11 protein-coding genes and 3 pseudogenes are annotated in these 15,915 nt (G+C 68.4%); 7 read left to right on the top strand and 7 right to left on the bottom strand.

All coding sequences use genetic code 11. The features are described from left to right. Positions 1-96: 96 nt before the first annotated feature. Positions 97-1,599 carry an FG-GAP repeat protein gene (locus ACGFW6_RS05995; protein ID WP_393505178.1) on the bottom strand — a complete coding sequence of 501 codons (1,503 nt, stop codon included), beginning with the start codon at positions 1,597-1,599 and terminating at the stop codon, positions 97-99. Positions 1,600-2,379: 780 nt separating this feature from the next. After that, entirely contained in the window at positions 2,380-3,117 is a 738-nt protein-coding gene (locus ACGFW6_RS05990) for an SDR family NAD(P)-dependent oxidoreductase (protein ID WP_393505176.1), read from the bottom strand. An 84-nt stretch (positions 3,118-3,201) separates the two neighbouring features. Between ACGFW6_RS05990 and ACGFW6_RS05985 the strand changes: the two genes are divergently transcribed. The 6 genes and pseudogenes from ACGFW6_RS05985 to ACGFW6_RS05960 all read left to right on the top strand — a co-directional run bounded on the left by ACGFW6_RS05985 (position 3,202) and on the right by ACGFW6_RS05960 (position 11,166). Then, positions 3,202-3,825 (top strand): TetR/AcrR family transcriptional regulator, encoded by a 624-nt coding sequence (locus tag ACGFW6_RS05985; protein WP_393505174.1) that lies wholly within the window; start codon positions 3,202-3,204, stop codon positions 3,823-3,825. 237 nt (positions 3,826-4,062) lie between these two features. Next, positions 4,063-4,473 (top strand): DUF4259 domain-containing protein, encoded by a 411-nt coding sequence (locus tag ACGFW6_RS05980; protein WP_393505172.1) that lies wholly within the window; start codon positions 4,063-4,065, stop codon positions 4,471-4,473. Between the two features lie 314 nt (positions 4,474-4,787). After that, a pseudogene (locus ACGFW6_RS05975) lies at positions 4,788-5,237 on the top strand (transposase); the annotation flags it as partial. 595 nt (positions 5,238-5,832) lie between these two features. Then, positions 5,833-6,084 (top strand): transposase, encoded by a 252-nt coding sequence (locus tag ACGFW6_RS05970; RefSeq protein WP_393505170.1) that lies wholly within the window; start codon positions 5,833-5,835, stop codon positions 6,082-6,084. A 308-nt stretch (positions 6,085-6,392) separates the two neighbouring features. Further along, the gene (locus tag ACGFW6_RS05965; RefSeq protein WP_393505168.1) at positions 6,393-6,707 is read left to right on the top strand and encodes a CU044_2847 family protein; all 315 of its coding nucleotides are present in this window, start codon (positions 6,393-6,395) and stop codon (positions 6,705-6,707) included. A gap of 34 nt (positions 6,708-6,741) precedes the next feature. Further along, on the top strand, positions 6,742-11,166 hold the full coding sequence (locus tag ACGFW6_RS05960) for a trypsin-like peptidase domain-containing protein (protein ID WP_393505166.1): 4,425 nt from the start codon (positions 6,742-6,744) through the stop codon (positions 11,164-11,166). A gap of 251 nt (positions 11,167-11,417) precedes the next feature. Here the strand turns inward: ACGFW6_RS05960 and ACGFW6_RS05955 are convergent, their stop codons facing one another. The 5 genes and pseudogenes from ACGFW6_RS05955 to ACGFW6_RS05935 form a co-directional block, all read right to left on the bottom strand. Continuing rightward, complete coding sequence (locus ACGFW6_RS05955; RefSeq protein WP_393506916.1) at positions 11,418-11,537, bottom strand: transposase; 120 nt, start codon at positions 11,535-11,537, stop codon at positions 11,418-11,420. 92 nt (positions 11,538-11,629) lie between these two features. Further along, a pseudogene (locus tag ACGFW6_RS05950) lies at positions 11,630-12,886 on the bottom strand (ISL3 family transposase); the annotation flags it as partial. Between the two features lie 169 nt (positions 12,887-13,055). Continuing rightward, positions 13,056-13,329, bottom strand: a pseudogene (locus ACGFW6_RS05945) (DUF6959 family protein). 138 nt (positions 13,330-13,467) lie between these two features. After that, on the bottom strand, positions 13,468-13,884 hold the full coding sequence (locus ACGFW6_RS05940; RefSeq protein WP_393505164.1) for a hypothetical protein: 417 nt from the start codon (positions 13,882-13,884) through the stop codon (positions 13,468-13,470). Between the two features lie 71 nt (positions 13,885-13,955). Then, positions 13,956-14,750, bottom strand: coding sequence for a hypothetical protein (locus ACGFW6_RS05935; RefSeq protein ID WP_393505162.1), 795 nt, complete (start codon positions 14,748-14,750; stop codon positions 13,956-13,958). Between the two features lie 914 nt (positions 14,751-15,664). On the opposite strand from ACGFW6_RS05935, the gene ACGFW6_RS05930 reads away from it, so the two are divergent. Further along, on the top strand, positions 15,665-15,808 hold the full coding sequence (locus ACGFW6_RS05930; RefSeq protein WP_393505161.1) for a hypothetical protein: 144 nt from the start codon (positions 15,665-15,667) through the stop codon (positions 15,806-15,808). The last annotated feature ends 107 nt before the right edge of the window (positions 15,809-15,915 follow it).

Here is a 15,915-nt window from a genome sequence, read left to right as displayed (position 1 = left end):
GGGTCGACGGGTCGAGTCACTGCGCGAGCTTCCCACGCCGCAGCTCTCGAACGCGGTGGAACGTTCTGGCCGGGGGTGCCCCGCCGCGGGGGTGCGCTACTCGTCGATCGCGGCCCCGAACTGCGCATTGGCCGCAGGTGCCCCGAGCCGGGATCCGCCGTAGTTCCATGTGCCCCGGGCGACCAGGCCGGAGGGTGAGGCGGGGATGACCCATACGAAGCCGTCGTTGGTGTTCTCGCCCGGGGCCGCCGCGAGCAGGCCGAAGCGGCCGTCCTTGTTCGCGTCGATCAGCCGGACCTGGCCGCCCCAGCGGTCCGAGGTCTCCGCCGTGCCGGGGATGTCGGCGAGTTGCTGGTCGAAACTCTTCGCGCCGACGTTGGTGAGGCCGGTCCTATCGCCGCGCAGCACCCACACCGCGCCCGCGTTGGCGACATTGCCGATGTCCTCGCCGGGTGCGCCGATGGCGAGATCCGGGTGGCCGTCGCCGTCGGTGTCGCCGGCCGACAGCTCTGCGCCCCACTGGTCGCCCGTCTCCGCGACGCCCGGGATTCCGCTGGAGTCCTGGGTGAAGTACTGCACCGGCTCCGGTTCCAGGCCGGACAGGTCGCCGCGGCCCGCGTAGAGGCTGATTCCGCCGCCCTTGGGTGAGCCGGTGCCGGTGTCGCCGATGACGAGGTCGTCCTGACCGGTGCCGTCCCAGTCGCCGGAGACGATCGCCGGGCCGCCGGGGAAGGTACCGCCGTCGCCGAGCTCACTGATGTTCGGCGCACCGTGCAGCACGTGTACCGTGCCGATGCCGGGCTGGTCGCCGGTGGTGACGCCTGAGACGGCCAGATCGGCCCAGGAATCCTCGTTGTAGTTGCCGTGGCTGAGACTGCGGAACTCGAAGCCGCCGTCCACCGTCGCGAAGTCCCGCGCCCGCAGGCTGCGCTGCGACATGGTGATTTGTTGTCCCGCCCCGCCGGGCTGGGCGGTGAAGAACAGCAGGGTGTCGTCTTCCAGGACGGCGATCGAGTCACGAGGGTCGGCGTTCGGGTCCGCCGGGTCCGGAGCAGAGTAGCGGGCCGCTTCGATCGCCCGGCCGAAGTTCGCACCGGCCCGCGGTGCGTCGGCGTTCTCCAGCCAGGTGCTGTCGGACCCGTGCAGGCCGGTGGGCGACCCCCAGAAGACGGTGACGCCACCCGCGTCGGACAGCCCCGCCAGGTCCTCGCCGGGGATGCCGACGACTGCGTCGTCGTAACCGTCGTTGTCCAGGTCACCGGAAGCCACGGCACGCCCGAAACCGTCGCCGGTCTCGGCACCGCCCGGGACACCCGAGGTGTTCTGGTGCAGCACCTTCTTCCCGGTGGTGCTCAGACCGCTGGAGGAGCTGTACTGGACGGTGACGTAGCCGGCGCCCGTGGCGCCGCTCACCGTGGCCCCCGGGGCGCCGGTCAGCACGTCGTCGAAACCGTTGCCGTCGTAATCGCAGTTGCGCTGCTGCCAGCCGATCGAGGGGAAGGGCACCACGGCCTGTGCGGCGGGAGCCGCGAACACGGCGCCGCCACCGAAGGTGAGGAGTGCTGCGGCCGCGAGGACCGCGCTTTTGATGTGACGCACTAGAGGAACTCCTTGCTCCCTAGATGTCCTACGGCGTGCCGCTCGGCCGCGGTGGGGCGCGTGGGTGGTCGGCAGGGGCGGGAGACCAGTTCGTCGGCGGGGCGCCGAAACGCAGACCGGTCCGATTGCCCTGGGTGCCGGGCAGGGCGGTATTCAACCGGGAAGACACCTGAGGTTCATGAAGGGTTGTACGCCGGTTCGGACGTTCGCCGCGGAGGCGGGAAGGGCCGCACCCGGCGCTGAGGTGAACCGGAGTGGGCGACGCCGTGCGTGTTCATCCCCGTTCGCCGTGCTCGCCCCTTGAAGTGGTGGAGCGCCGGTTTCAGTGAGCGCCGCCAGGCCGAACGCGAGGACCGCACCGGGCAGCGCACGCCATCCCCGGCGGCCGCTCCCGCCGGTTCCCCTCTCCCGCTTCAAGACCACGTCCTTCGTCCTCCTCAGGGTGGGTGGTGCTCCGGGGCCTCCACCCCCCCCGTGGCGGGGAGGGGTGTCTGCGGGTTGCGTGGCGCCGGCAATGGGGCGGGGTGGGCCGGCGGTGGGGCTTGGGGTGGTTCCTCGTTCGAGGCCTGGCTCGTGGCGTGTCCGTGAGTGCAGGCCGACGTGGCTGCGGGTGCCATGGGTGTGGGCTGCCGGGTCGGGGGATGGTGTGTGGCGGGTGTGTGCCCGTTGACGTACCGGGAACGGTTCCGGGCGGCGGGCGCATGGTGTGAGGGGTGATGCCGCTCGCCTGAGCTGGTCGTGCCGCCTGCTGCTGCGGCTGCGCTCTGCGCCGGCCGTGGTTCAGGCCCGGGTGTAGCCGCCGTCGGCGAAGAGTTCGGCGCCGGTGACGAAAGACGAGGCATCCGAAGCCAGGAAGAGGGCGGCTTCGGCGATTTCCTCGGCGTCGGCCAGCCGCCCCAGTGGCACGACGGCCTTAGCGAACTGGTCGACGTCCGGTCCTGCGGCGCCGAGCAGGCCGGGGGTGCGAGTGGGTCCCGGGCTGAGGACGTTGACCCGGAATCGGCGCTCGCGCGACTGCCGGGCCCAGTTGTGCACGAGGTTGCTCAGCGCTGCCTTCGAGGCGCTGTAGACCTCGAGGTGCTCATTGGGCCGCCTGCTGTTGCTCGAACCGATGACCAGGATGGAGGCGTTCTCCGCGAGCAGCGGAAGGGCCTTCTGGACAGTGAACAGCGGGCCCTTGACGTTGACGGCGAGTGTCAGGTCGACGTTCGCTTCGGTGTGGGCTCCGAGCGCGGCGTCCGCGACGATTCCCGCGTTGGCCACCAGGACGTCGATGTGTCCGGCCTCCTCGCGGACTCGCGCGTAGAGCGCGTCCAGGTCGGCCAGGACCGAGACGTCGGATCGAACGCCGGTGGCGGCGGGGCCCATCTCCTTGACTGCCGCTTCGAGGCGGTCGATGTCCCGGCCGGTGATGAAGACCCGTGCGCCCTCCCGGACGAAGCGGCGGGCGATGGCGAGGCCGATCCCGCTGGTTCCTCCGGTGATCACGGCCACCTTCTCGTGCAGCACGCGTGGCATGTCGAACCCCTTCAGTTGTGGAATCGATCGTCCATAACGTAGGCAGTAATGGACGATCGAGTCAAGAATGGGTAGGGTGAGCCCATGGCGAGACCGCGCGCGTTCGACGAACGCCAAGTCCTGGAGCGGGCCCGGGAGCAGTTCCGGGCGACCGGCTACGCCGGAACACGGATGGACGACATCGCCCGGGCGACGGGCCTGGGCAAGGGCAGCCTGTACGGCGCGTTCGGCGACAAGGGCAAGCTGTTCCACCGTGTGTTCGGCGACTGGTGCACCGCGGTCGTTGAGGTGGCCGAAGGGAGGCTGGCGGGCGGCCCGGACGCCGAGGCCTGGGCCCGGCTGTCCGCATACGTGCATCTGATGGCGGAGAACACCGCCTCCGACACCGAGCGCCGCGGCTGCCTGTTGGCCAAGGGCACGGCGGAACTGGCCCAGCACGATCCGGCGGTCGCCGGACGGTCGGCCGAAACCATGACGGCACTACTGACGCTGCTGCGGACGGAGATCAGCGCCGCCCAGCGCCACGGCGACATCGACAGCGCTGCGGACCCGGAGAGGCTGGCGGCCCTGCTGCTGACAGTGGTCCGCGGCATCGAGGCGGTGGGCAAGGCCGGCCTGGACCCGGAGACGGTGCGCAGCATTGCGGACACCGCACTGGCGGCCCTGCCCAAGTCCGACGCGCTGAAGCAGCCCGGCAATCGGGCGTAGTCCGGCCCGCGAGAACCCCGTGCCATGACGGCCACTTGATCCGCTGGACAGTGCCAAGCCCTCCATCATCGGGTGGCCGGTTCCTGATCGAACCCTGGGTACCCGAGTGGTTGTGACCGCACTTCCGTGATGACTACGACAGTTGATGGAGCTCCGCTGGGTTTCGGGCCTGCGGTGATCGATGTCAGAACGTGCTGAGATGCTGCCGTCGCGAAGTCCGCAGATACCAGGAGAGACATGGGAACTTGGGGTACTGGTCCGTTCGACAGTGACGTCGCCGCAGACTTCGTCGACGGCCTTGAGGGGAAGACGCCGCAGCAGATCATCGACTCGATGACGAGTGCGTTCCGACGGGTACTGACTTCGGGCACGCGAGTCGATGGCGGGGACGGAGCCGCAGCAGTTGCCGCCGCTGCGCTCATCGTGAGCCAGATCCCGGATAGTCCCGTCGTGCTCGATCCTGAGGATCTGCCGTCTGAGCCATTGCCTGGCCTGCCGATTTCTCTGCGTCCGATGGCTCAGCAGGCGCTGCGCCGGGTCCTGCAAGATGGCTCAGAACTGGCTGACGGTTGGGTCGAGGGCACGGAGGAAGACGACTGGCGCCGGGAGGTCCGGCTGATCACTAAGACCCTGGGTGTCCCGTCCTGACCACACGGGGCTCGGGCCGGCGGCGCCCAGACTGCAGGATCGTTCTGTCAGGGAATCCCTCTGTCATGCGGGTTGAGACGCTTGAGGACGTCCTCTTGCCGGGCCTGAACCTCATGGTGCTGCAGCTCATGACCGGCGATGGCAACTTGGTGGTCGACGCGGCGGGATGCGGGCGCCGGGCAGGGGTCCGCATGCGAGCATCCTGCCACGCGGGTCCCCAGCAGGTATTGGCGTCAGATATCCGAGTTACCCGTCGGCGGGCAGGGGTTGATCGTCCGTCTGCATGTGCGTCGTTTCTTCTGTGATCAGCGCCAGTGCCAACGCCGGACGTTCGTGGAACAGGTGGCGGGCCTGACCGAACCACGTCGCCGTCCCTCACTGGCGGCACGGTCGGCGATGACAGCGGTGGCGATGGAACTCGGTGGACCCCGGGCCAGCGGCTGTGCGCGAAGCGGCGGCTCCAGGCCGACGCACTGCTCTGCTCAGTCAGCTGGTCGCCCCACCCGTGCTGGCCCAGGCGCCGTGGATCCTGGGCATCGACGAGTTCGCGTTCCGCAAGGGGCGGACCTACGGCCCGTTCTCGTCGACGTCGAGACCTCCAGGCGCCCGTAGACGTCCTACCCGACCGCGAAACCGGATCGGTTACCGCCTGGCTCCACGAGCATCCAGGGGCCGAGATCGTGTGCCGCGACCGCCTGATGGCATTCACCAAGGCCATCAAGCAGGCGGCCCCCAAAGCCCGGGAAGTCGCCGATCGCTGGCACCTCCTCAAAATCTCTCGACGGCCGTGGAGAAGACATGCCATTGATATCGCGCACGCCTGCGTCGACCTGTCGCCACGGACGCCGAACCGTCGTCGGCTGCCCCAACGACTCCCCTCCTGGATCGCGTGCGCCAACGCCCCAGAGACGTCAACGAATTGGCCTCCACAGGGCTGTCCCTCAGCGCCATCGGCCGCCGCCGGCAACTGGACCACAAGACGGTACGGCGCTACCGGCGCACTGTCCTTGAAGATCTCCTCGCCTCGGCACGCGACCGAGGCGCAGGTGTACTCGACCCGTTCGCCGAGTACGTGCAGCACCGCTTCAAGGCCGGTTGTACGAGTTCCAGCTCTACCGCGAGCTGCTTGCGCTCGGCTACCCCGGCGGCTACCACGTCATGAACCGCTACGTGAGCACCATCAGGAAGGGTGTAGCGATCCCGGCCCAACCAGTGACGCCCAGCCCTCGCACCATCACCTCATGGATCATGCGCCCGCAGGAGACCCTCCGACCCTCGGATACCGCACGACTGGAAGCCGCACGGAACGCTTGTCCGGAGACTGCCGCCGCCTGCGACCTCGCACGGTAGTTCATAGCCATGGTCCATCACCGGCAAGGCCACCTACTGCGGGACTGGATCCAGAAAGCTGTGTTGAGCGGGCTCGAGGCCATCGGCATCTTCGCCGACTCCGTCCGCCAGGACATCGCGGCCGTCACCACTGGTCTCACCCTCTCCTACAGCTCCGGCACCGTTGAAGGCCAAGTCAACAGAATCAAGACCATCAAGCGCCAGATGTACGGCCGCGCCTCCTTCGCTTTGCTCAGAGCCCGCATCCTCCTGCAGCCGTAGCCATCACGGAAGCGCGGTCACAACCGCACAGTTGGCCGATGTGGCCAACTGGAGGGCTCACCAGTCCCGACGAAAACGGGGCGCAGGGCGAGGTGGCGGCAGCAATCACTGTCATGCGGGCGAACGACAGCTGTCGAAGCCAAGTAGAGCCCGTCTTCTAACGAAACCTGCCCAGACCAGTAACGAGGCGAGCGTGACCGCTGCTTCGCAACTGTCAGAGTGCGGGACGCCGACAGGCTTGGTCCGCTACTTTGGCGGTACATGTCATGGATGCTCCGATGTGACGGGGTTCTGGTGAGGAGGGGTTGATGCGTAGTCTCGCGCGTCTTCCTATGGAGGGCGGGGGCTCGATCCTCTTCGAGGCACCGGAGCTCTCCGACGGGCCGGTGAAGGCGGGGCGGATCGGAGAAGCCGTCCGTGAGCTGCCGTCGGGTCTGCGGGAGGCACTCGGCCCGGTCGCCGACCTGGCCCGGGAGGCCCTGGAGCAGGTGCGGCGTGCAGGTCCGGACGAGGTGGAGATCGAGTTCGGCGTCGATCTTGCCGCAGAGGCCGGTGCGGTGATCACCCGGACTCAGGCAGCCTGCCACCTGAGGGTCACCGTGAGGTGGAGCGGGCCATCGTGACGTCACCCCTCGGTGCTCCCCGAGGGCGCCCGTGATGCCCGCGACCGGGGATGGTGTCGGTGCCGACCGTGGTCCCGCGTTCCGGATACAGGCGGCGGTAGCGCAGATTCTGACGGACGACGGCGAGGTGGCCGGGGCGGGCTTTCTGATCGGTGCAGACGTCGTGATCACTTGTGCGCACGTGGTGCGGGCCGCCGGGCACGGCCCCGGAGCGGGCGTGCGCCTCGCCTTTCCGCGCGCAGCGGGAGCGCCTCGCGCCGAGGGGCTGGTGCTGGTCGAGCGGTGGCGGGCCCCGGACGCGAACGACGTGGCGGTGATTCGCCTGCGCGGCTCGGTGGGGGTGTCGCCGCTGCCGCTGGGGTCCTCGGCTGGCTGCCGAGGGCATCGCGTGCGCTCCTTCGGCTTTCCGGATCAAGCTCCGCCGGGCGGTCACTTCGGCTACGGGAGGGGCGGCGACCTGCTTCCGGCTCCTGGCGCGGACGATGGTGACGGCGGGCTATTGCAGCTGACCGAGGCCAACGACCTGACGCAAGGCTTCAGCGGCGGTCCGGTCGTCGACGAGGTGACGGGGCTGGTGGTCGGCATGGTCACGGCCATCACCGCCCCGGACGGCTACCAGCGAGGCCAGGGCATCGCCTACGCCACGCCCGCCAAGGTGCTGCGCGAGGCGTGGCCAGCGCTGATCGAGCAAGAGATGAGCCCCTACCGGGGCCTTGAGCCTTTCACCACCGAGCATGCCGCAGAGTTCCATGGGCGGGACACGGCGGTGGAGGCCGTGCTGGCGGCTCTTGCGGGGCACGAGCGGGCCCTGTTGCTGCTCGGCCCCTCCGGGTCGGGCAAGTCCTCCCTGATCCAGGCGGGTGTGCTGCCGGCCCTCGGCGACGGTCGACTGCCGGGCAGTGACCGATGGACAACCGTGCTCGTGCCGCGCCCCGGGCCGGACCTGAGCGTGGAGGTGGAGCGGCACGGGTTACTCGGGACAGCGGCCGAGGGACTCGTGGCTGCGATACGGCGTCGAACAGCAGCAGATCCTGAGGGGAACAGCGAGCGGATCGTGCTGGTGATCGACCAGTTCGAGGAGGCATTGACCCGGCCGTCGGCCTCGGCGCTGGACTTGGTCAGGGAGCTCATCGACTCCGACGTGCCGGTCAGCGTGATGCTGGTGATGCGGGACGACTTCTACCCTCAGTTAGCAGCCCAGGCTCCCCAGTTGCTGGAGGTCGTCACCCCTGGTCTGGTCAACATACCGGCCACGCTGAGCCCGCAGGACCTGCAGGCCATCGTTGCTCGCCCCGCCCAGGAGGCCGGGGCGAGCTTCGAGGAGGGTCTTGCGGAGCGCATCATCGCCGACGTCCTGGCCGCCGACCCGCAGGGCACAGCCGCCCGAAGAGCCCCCGTCACCCTGCTCGCACCCCTGGAACTCGCCCTGGACCGACTGTGGGAGCGCCGCGTGGACGGCCGCCTCACCCACACCGCATATGAGCGGATCGGCCAGATCACCGGATCTCTAGCCACCTGGTGCAACGCCGCGATCACCCAGCTGCCCGAGAACCACCGTGCCACCGCCCGGCGCATACTGACCGCACTGGTACGCCCTGCCGACCCCGACCGCGGTACCCCCGCCACCCGCCAGCAGGTGCCCCTGGACGTACTGCGGGAGCTCGCGGCGGATGCCTCCGATGCGGCCTCCGACCGGCGATCCGCCGAGGAGGTCACCGACGCGGTTCTGGCATCGCTCACCCGCCACCGCATCGTGACGACCGCGGCCCGCAACCCCGGCCCGCCACCCACGGGAGTGGTCGCCGAACTCGTCCACGACACGCTCGCGCGCGACTGGGCCGAGTTGCGCGACTGGGTGGAGCAGGACAGGCGCTTCCAGACCTGGCTGCGCCGCGCCGACGAGCAGCGGGCCCGCTGGACGGCCCGCCGGCACTCCGACGACCTGCTCCACGGAACCGAACTGGCCGAGGGCCTGGACTGGTCCCGGCAGCGCCGTCTGCCGAGCGCCACGGCGGACTTCCTCGCCGCGAGCCGCCGCAGTCAGCAGGCCGCCGTGCGCCGCACAAGGCGCCTGAACGCCGTCCTAGCCGGGCTATTGGCGGCGGCGCTTGTCGTGACCGGGTTCGCGTTCGTCCAGCGACGCTCGGCACAGGTACAGCAACAGGTCGCGACGGCCCGCCTGCTCGTGTCGCAGGCCGAGGCGATACGCGCCAGCGATCCACGGCTGGCCCTGCAACTCGGCATCGCCGCCGAGAAGATCCACTCCGATTCCCAGACACGGGCCAGTCTGGTCGAGAGCCTGACGGGAACGCGATACGCGGGAACCGTCTCGGGGTTCAGCGACTCGGTCGATGCGGTGGCATTCTCCCCGCGCGGCAGGGTCCTGGCGACGGCCAGTACCGTCCGGACGACCGAGCCAGTGCCCGTCGAATCGTCGAACGTTATCTGGCCCACTAGCGCCGAACCCTCCGCGACTCCTTCCACGACGATTGTCCTTACGACCGTGATCACTTTGTGGTCCCTGTCCGAGACGGCTCCGCCGCGTCGGATGAGTTCACGCGTGCGCGTGGAGGACATGGACTCCGATCAGATGGTGTTCTCCCCGGACGGGCGTTCGCTGCTCACGCTCGGCGAGGACCATTCGAAGGTCGACGTGTGGGACGTGTCCGATCCGGCGAAACCCGTACGGCGCACGTCATGGGAGGGGGTCAAGGAGGGTTATGTCGGCTCGCTGGCCTACTCACCGGACGGCAAGGTCCTGGCCGTCGCTTCGGACAGGGAAGGCCGGGTCATCCTGTGGGATGTCTCCCGCCCGGACCGGATCAGCGCGCTCGGCGCACCGTTCAGTGCGGGGACCCGCCCGGTGAAGTCGATGGCCTTCTCCTCGGACAGCCGGGTACTCGCCGTGGGCAGCGGCGACTCCGTGGTGCTGTGGGACGTCGCCGACCCGACCCGGCCGCACCGCCTGGGCTCTCCCCTCGCCGGGAGACCTCCCTTCGTGTTCGCACCCGGCCGCCATCTCCTGGCGACGCACGACAAGGACCCCAAGTCCAAGAACCAGAACGCCTTCGTGCTGTGGGATGTCAGCCGCCCGGCCGCGCCCAAGCGGCTCGAGGGACGGATGACCGGGAACAACGCGGCGCTGGCGTTCTCTCCCAAGGGGGATGTCGCGGCCACCGCCAGGTACGACGGCACCACGGTGTTGTGGGATCTGTCCCACCCGGCCCGCCCCGTCCCTTCGGGATCCCCTCTGACCGGGCACACCGACTTCGTGCTGTCGGTGGCGTTCTCTCCCGACGGGCGCACTCTGGCGACGGGCAGCGCCGACCACACCGCCATGCTGTGGAATCTCACCGACCCCGGCCGGCCAGTCCCGCTCGGCAAACCCATCACCGGGGTCCAATCGCTGGCATTCCGCGCCGGAGGGCGGGCCCTGGCCAGTGGAGTCAAGGACGACTCCGTTGTCCTGTGGGACATGTCCGATCCGGGCCGACCGGTCACAGCGAACACCGGTGTGCCCGGGAAGCGCACCCTACTCTCCTCGGACGGCCAGACCCTCGCCGTCGGCAATGACCTCGCCGTCGGCGAGCACGGCCTGACCACCGTGTGGGACCTCTCGGATATTAAGCATCCCGTGCGACGCGGACCGGCTCTGCCGGGCAGCGGTGGTCCGGTCCTGTTCTCCCCCGACGGCCGGATGCTGATCACCAGGGGCAGCGACAATTCGTTGCTCTGGGATCGGTCCAACCCGGCGCACCCAGTGCTGCAAGCCAACAACCTGCCCCCGGGCGAAGTGCTGGTCGAAGCATTCAGCCCGGACAGCCGCACTCTGGCAACCGGGCACATCTACGACTTCGACGGCAAGGTGACGCTCTGGGACGTCTCCGATCCCGCGCATCCCGCCACACGACCGCTGCTGGCCGGTGACGCCGCCGATGTCACATCGGTGGCGTTTTCGCCTGACGGCCGCACGCTGGCCGTCGGGCGTTCCGACGGCACGATCGCCCTGTGGGACGTGTCCCGGCCGGCCAAGCCCGCACGGATCGGCCAGCCGTTGGTCGGCCCGAGCGACCCCAACGGCAACAGTGCTGCGATAGGCGGGACGGTCGCGGTGGTCGGCATGGCCTTCTCCGGCGATGGCCGCACGCTGTCGACCACGAACCTGACGGAAACACTCATCCTCTGGGATGTGACCGATTCCTCCAACCCGCACCAACTCGCCGCTCCGCTGCCGATGCCCGGCCAGAAAGTGCCTGGGATCTGGTTCTCCCCGGACGGAACCGGCCTCGCCACCGTCAGCTTCGAGGGGCGTGCCGCTCTATGGGACCTCACCGCCGGCATCGACCTCCTGGACCACGCTTCCGACCACGCCTGCGCGATCACCGGTTCCGGCCTCGACCAAGCGGCCTGGTCCCGCTACGTCAACGACCTTCCGTATCGGCCAACTTGCGCCTCTTGAGGGGTTCCTCAGTGGGGCGGCCAGCGCGGCCGACGTGCCCAGCCCATCGCCCTTCAGACGGGATCCGCCCTGCCTGCCGATGGTCGATGGGGCCGCCCGTTTCCCTGCGGCCTGGCACGGTCGGCGCGTCGGCACGGAACCACCTTCAGGGACAGGCACCGGGCTCTGCTCCAAAAAGTCGTCCGGGCCGCCGAAACACCTAGTGAGACACCTTGGACAACTGCGAGGTTCTGGCCGCTCTTCCGTGATGACTACGGCTGAAGGAGGACGCGGGCTCTGAGCAGAGCGAACGAGGCTCGACCGTACATTTGCCGTTTGATCGTTTTGATTCTGTTGACGTGGCCTTCGACGATGCCGGAGCTGTAGGACAGGGTGAGGCCGGCAGTGACGGCCTGGAGGTCCTGGCGGATGGAGTCGGCGAAGATGCCGATGGCGTCCGGGCCGCCCAGCTCGGCCTCTGGATCCAGGCCCGGAGCAGGTGGCCGCGGCGATGGCGGAGCATGTCCGTGAACTCCCGCGCGAGGTCACAGGCCGAAGCGATCTCCGGGCAGGCGTTCCGGACAGTTTCCAGTTGGGCGACTTCCAAGGGGCTGAGCGTCTCCTCGGACCGCATGATCCATGAGGTCATATCGCGAGGGCTGGGTGTCACTGCGCGGACGGGGATCGCGACGCCCTTCCGCATGGCCGCCACGTAGCGGTTCACGACGTGGTACCCGCCGCTGTAGCCGAGGGCAGACACCTCGCGATAGAGCTGCATCGAACTGGTGCAGCCCGCCTGGAGGCGACGCTGCACGTGCTCGATGAACGGGTCGAGGACGCCGTGCCCGCGGTCCTGCGCCGAGGCGAGGAGCCCTGCGAGGTCCTTGTTCTGGTAGCGCCGGACCGTCTTGCGGTCCAGTTGCAGACGACGGCAGATGGCGCTGAGCGACAGACCGGTGGAGGCGAGCTGGTTGACCTCCGCGTGGCGTTGTCGAACCCGTTCCAGGAGCGGAGTCTCATGTGTGGCCAACGGTGGGATGGTCTCTGCTTCGACCGGCCGCCGAAGGCACTCACGGTGCCGCTGGCAAGTCTTCTCGACGGCCCTCGAGAGGTTCTGGAGGAGGTGCCAGCGATCTGCCACCTCCAGCGCGTCAGGGGCGGCCTGCCTGATGGCCTTGGTGAACGCCATCAGGCGGTCTCGGCAGATGATCTCGGCGCCGGGGTGCTCCTGAAGCCAGGCAGCGACCGTGCCAGTCTCGCGATCGGGCAACACGTCCACCGGCCGGGAGGACTCGATGTCGACGAGAACGGTGCCGTAGGTCCGCCCCCTGCGGAAGGCGAACTCGTCGATGCCGAGTATCCGTGGGGCCCGTGCTGCCACAGTCGGAGCGGTCAACCGTCCCAGGATGGTTGTCCGTCGGCCGTGTAGCCGCCGCTTCGCGCAGAGGCGTGCGCCCGGCCGGCCGCCGAGTTCCACGGCCACCGCCCGCATCGTCGCCCGCGCCGCTGTCGAACTACGGCGTCGTGGCTCGGTCATGCCCGCTACCTGTTCCACGAAAGTCCGACGCGGGCACCGGACTTGATCACAGAAGAACCGGCGGACGCGGAGACGGACGATCAGCCGGTGGCTGCTGACGGGGAGCCCGGCTATGTGACGCCAGTACCGGCTGTGAACGCGTGCGGCGGGATGCTGACACTGGGGACATGCTCCTGGCGGCCCGCAGCCAGTCGCGTCGATCATCAAGCCGTCATCCGCGACCACGGCCTGTCGCACCACAAGGTTCAGGCCCGGGAAGTGGACGTCTTGGAGCGTCTCCGGCTTCATGACGACGTGATCCCCTGGCGGAACGGTCCTGCAATCTCTGACCTTCAGCGCATGCTGCCAGGTGCGATGGGCTGCAACTGACCGATCAGGGCGCCTGGTAGAAGGGGATGGGGATGTCGTGAGCCTTCAGAGCCGCCGTGTCTCGAGCCAGCAGCTCGTCAAGGTTGGAGAGGAGGATGGCCGCCGCCTCGCGAGCCTCACCGACGTGGCCCGCATGCTTCTACTATCTCGGCGATGTCGGCGCGAATGATCGAAAGGGAATCGCCCTGAATCAGGACGCCCGGAAAATTACGCGGGGGCAGACGGACGACCGCGTCGTTCCCCGGATCTGTGAACAACTCAGCCTCGATACGTTCCATCGGGTCATCCAACCTGAGACCTGCCCCCTTCCCCAGCCGTAGTCATCACGGAGGAGCGGTCAGAACCACCCGAGTTGCGCAAGCTCCCGCCGGGCCAGACGGCACGCGGCCGGAAACCGAGCCGGCTCAACCAGCGCCTCACGTGGTGTTGCCGTCTCCGGTTACTGCCTCACCGATGGAACCGCCGGTCGACACCGACTTCGGGCCGGACGCCTCCACAGGCCCGGTCGGGGCCGCAGACCCTGGGAGAGGAGAGGGTGACGCGCCCGACAGTTGGTTGCGGTTGCCCGGGACGGCTCTGCCGATGCTGCCGCCGGCGGCAACAGAGCCTGCGCCGGACGCAGTGACCCCCTGCGTGGTTTGCTGCGCGGATTGCAGCAGCAAACCACGGACGGCAAAGACGGTCACGACAAGGGTGACGGAATCGGCAGCCAGTCCCGCAACGGTGCCCGCCATGCCGAGATCCTTCAACCACAGTAACAAGGCCAGCCCCACACAGGTCAGACCGGCCGCTACCGCCACCACCCACAGCACTCCCCGATGCCAGCCCGTCATCGCAACACCCCCACATTTCCACTGATCTGTGGCGACCCTAACCGAGACGACAGGGGTGTGGCCGCACTCGCTCAGCCCCGATCGGCCGCTCCGGTGCCCAGCGCACCGCGGGACCAGAAACGCAGCGGGCTCGCGCCCTCTACGTCCTGGGAGAAGGCAATCCAACGCTGTCCGCTCCCGCTGCCCCTGTAGATCCCGGCGTTGTAGGCCTCGTCCGTCACCAGAGCCACGACGCCGGCGGCATCGCCTGCGTACGCGTCGTTGAGCGCGGTTGTCCGGGCGTGTGCCTGCAAGGTTTTAACGAAGGACGGGCTAGCGATGCGCGAGCCGTCGTATTCACCAAACCCGAGGTGAAGGACAAGACGCAGCTGCGGAAGGAGATAGCCGGGCTTGGCAGTCGTATGGGACCAGTCCTCGTCCATCATGCAGTCCAGCGCGGACAGGAGGTTGGCCCCTACCTCGCGCACATCCCCCGCTCCAGTGATCAAAAGCAACGTCTCTCCGTTGCTCTGCTCCTCACCGTAGGCCATCACGTCCGGGGCACCGATCTGCCGCAGTGCTTGCTCTGCATAAGACCGCACGAGGCGGCGACCGGGGTGCATCGAAACGGCCTGGCCGACCCAATTGACCAGACCGATCAGCACCGGAACGACGGCCTTTACCCTGGCCGGAGGCGTGTCGCAGCCTTCCTCACCCATCGGGACCGCCGGACGCCCGTCACCGAAAATCAAATATTGGTGGATGGCGTTGTGGTTGCCCGTCACCGCGAGGCCGATGCCGCCGCCAGCGGCGATGCTGCGACTGCCGGAAGCCACAACCGCTGGCGTGGACGGCTCGCCAGGCGGCACGGTACCGGGCTCTGTCATCGCACCCTCCTTCCAATCCAGTTGAGCGTCGCCAAGGTGAGTGAGCATACGACTGCCGGCAGATCGCGGAACCGTGCCTGCCGCCGCCCTCAGGCAAGCAGAACAACGTTGTTCGGGCGGCGCCATGGCTATGCACGCTCCCACTCACCCAAGCCACCACACCGGGAGCTCACATTCCGCACGGCCGCAGCAGACGGAGACCTGATGCAGGAACGACCATGTCGTCTCATCCATCCACGGGCAGATCGCCAACCGGAGCCCACCAGCCGCCAAGCTCGTCCATGAGCTGATGGCGGTCAGCGTCGGGAGCCGATGCCTCTCATAAACTGGGTCCAGTCGACGAGACGTTGGCGCTGCCGGTGGCGGAAGCCGCCGTCCGCACCATGGCGGCGAGTTCGCCGGAGCGTACGCCCGTCAGCAGTGCGAGAGGCGTCGGCCCGCAGGCGCTTTCCTCGATACCGACCACTGGCACACCCAGACAGACCACTGGCGCCAGACGTGGTTTGAGCGTGCACTCACCTACGCATTCAGGTCCTGCCGCGGTGTTCCCGGCCCGCTTACGCCGAACGTCCCATTGCCTGGCCAACAGGCCACCGGCGAACGGTCGTACCGGTTAGCCGACTACTTGCATCGGCATCTGCAGGTCCACCGCCGATACGTACGACCGCCCACCGGGTTCTGGGATGCCGCACGGCACCACCTGACGAATGCCGAGGACCTGTTCCAACTCGGCCGGTCCGCGCGCATCCGGTTGCGGCTGCGCTACGCCGATCGCCTCTACAGGCGAGCTGGCGACATGGGCCACTGGTCGCCTGGAAATTCTGGGTGTCTGGCGTGCCGGGATCGGAGACGTAGAAGCGTCCGAACAGTTCTACCGGAGAGCGGTTCCGGGCAGCCTCCTCGCTTGCTCGATCGTGTCGGACATCCTCAGGCGCGAAGGAGACGCTGCGGCGGCCAGGGAACTCGAGGACTACCTCGAAGAAGAGATACGCCTCATGAAAGTGGAGCAAAGCCCCAGGAGGAGGATCACCGCAGCAGAAACCGGCGAGGCGCATTGACGGAACGTGACTATGCCGACGTCAGTTACACGCTCCTGGACACGGCGTGGATTCGCTTAAAGGAAGGAACTGGCCGCCTCGCTGCTTGGGCAGCCGGAATGGGGCTG

Source organism: Streptomyces sp. Y7, assembly GCF_043195415.1.
GTDB lineage: Bacteria > Actinomycetota > Actinomycetes > Streptomycetales > Streptomycetaceae > Streptomyces.
The sequence above is the reverse complement of the archived record's forward strand: the minus strand, read 5'-3'. Positions and strand labels throughout refer to the sequence as shown.

Coding starts and splice junctions, on each gene's coding strand:
- ACGFW6_RS05965 (WP_393505168.1), top strand. CDS start 6,393: ATGCGTAGTCTCGCGCGTCTTCCTATGGAGGGCGGGGGCTCGATCCTC.
- ACGFW6_RS05980 (WP_393505172.1), top strand. CDS start 4,063: ATGGGAACTTGGGGTACTGGTCCGTTCGACAGTGACGTCGCCGCAGAC.
- ACGFW6_RS05940 (WP_393505164.1), bottom strand. CDS start 13,884: ATGACGGGCTGGCATCGGGGAGTGCTGTGGGTGGTGGCGGTAGCGGCC.
- ACGFW6_RS05960 (WP_393505166.1), top strand. CDS start 6,742: ATGCCCGCGACCGGGGATGGTGTCGGTGCCGACCGTGGTCCCGCGTTC.
- ACGFW6_RS05970 (WP_393505170.1), top strand. CDS start 5,833: ATGGTCCATCACCGGCAAGGCCACCTACTGCGGGACTGGATCCAGAAA.
- ACGFW6_RS05990 (WP_393505176.1), bottom strand. CDS start 3,117: ATGCCACGCGTGCTGCACGAGAAGGTGGCCGTGATCACCGGAGGAACC.
- ACGFW6_RS05985 (WP_393505174.1), top strand. CDS start 3,202: ATGGCGAGACCGCGCGCGTTCGACGAACGCCAAGTCCTGGAGCGGGCC.
- ACGFW6_RS05935 (WP_393505162.1), bottom strand. CDS start 14,750: ATGACAGAGCCCGGTACCGTGCCGCCTGGCGAGCCGTCCACGCCAGCG.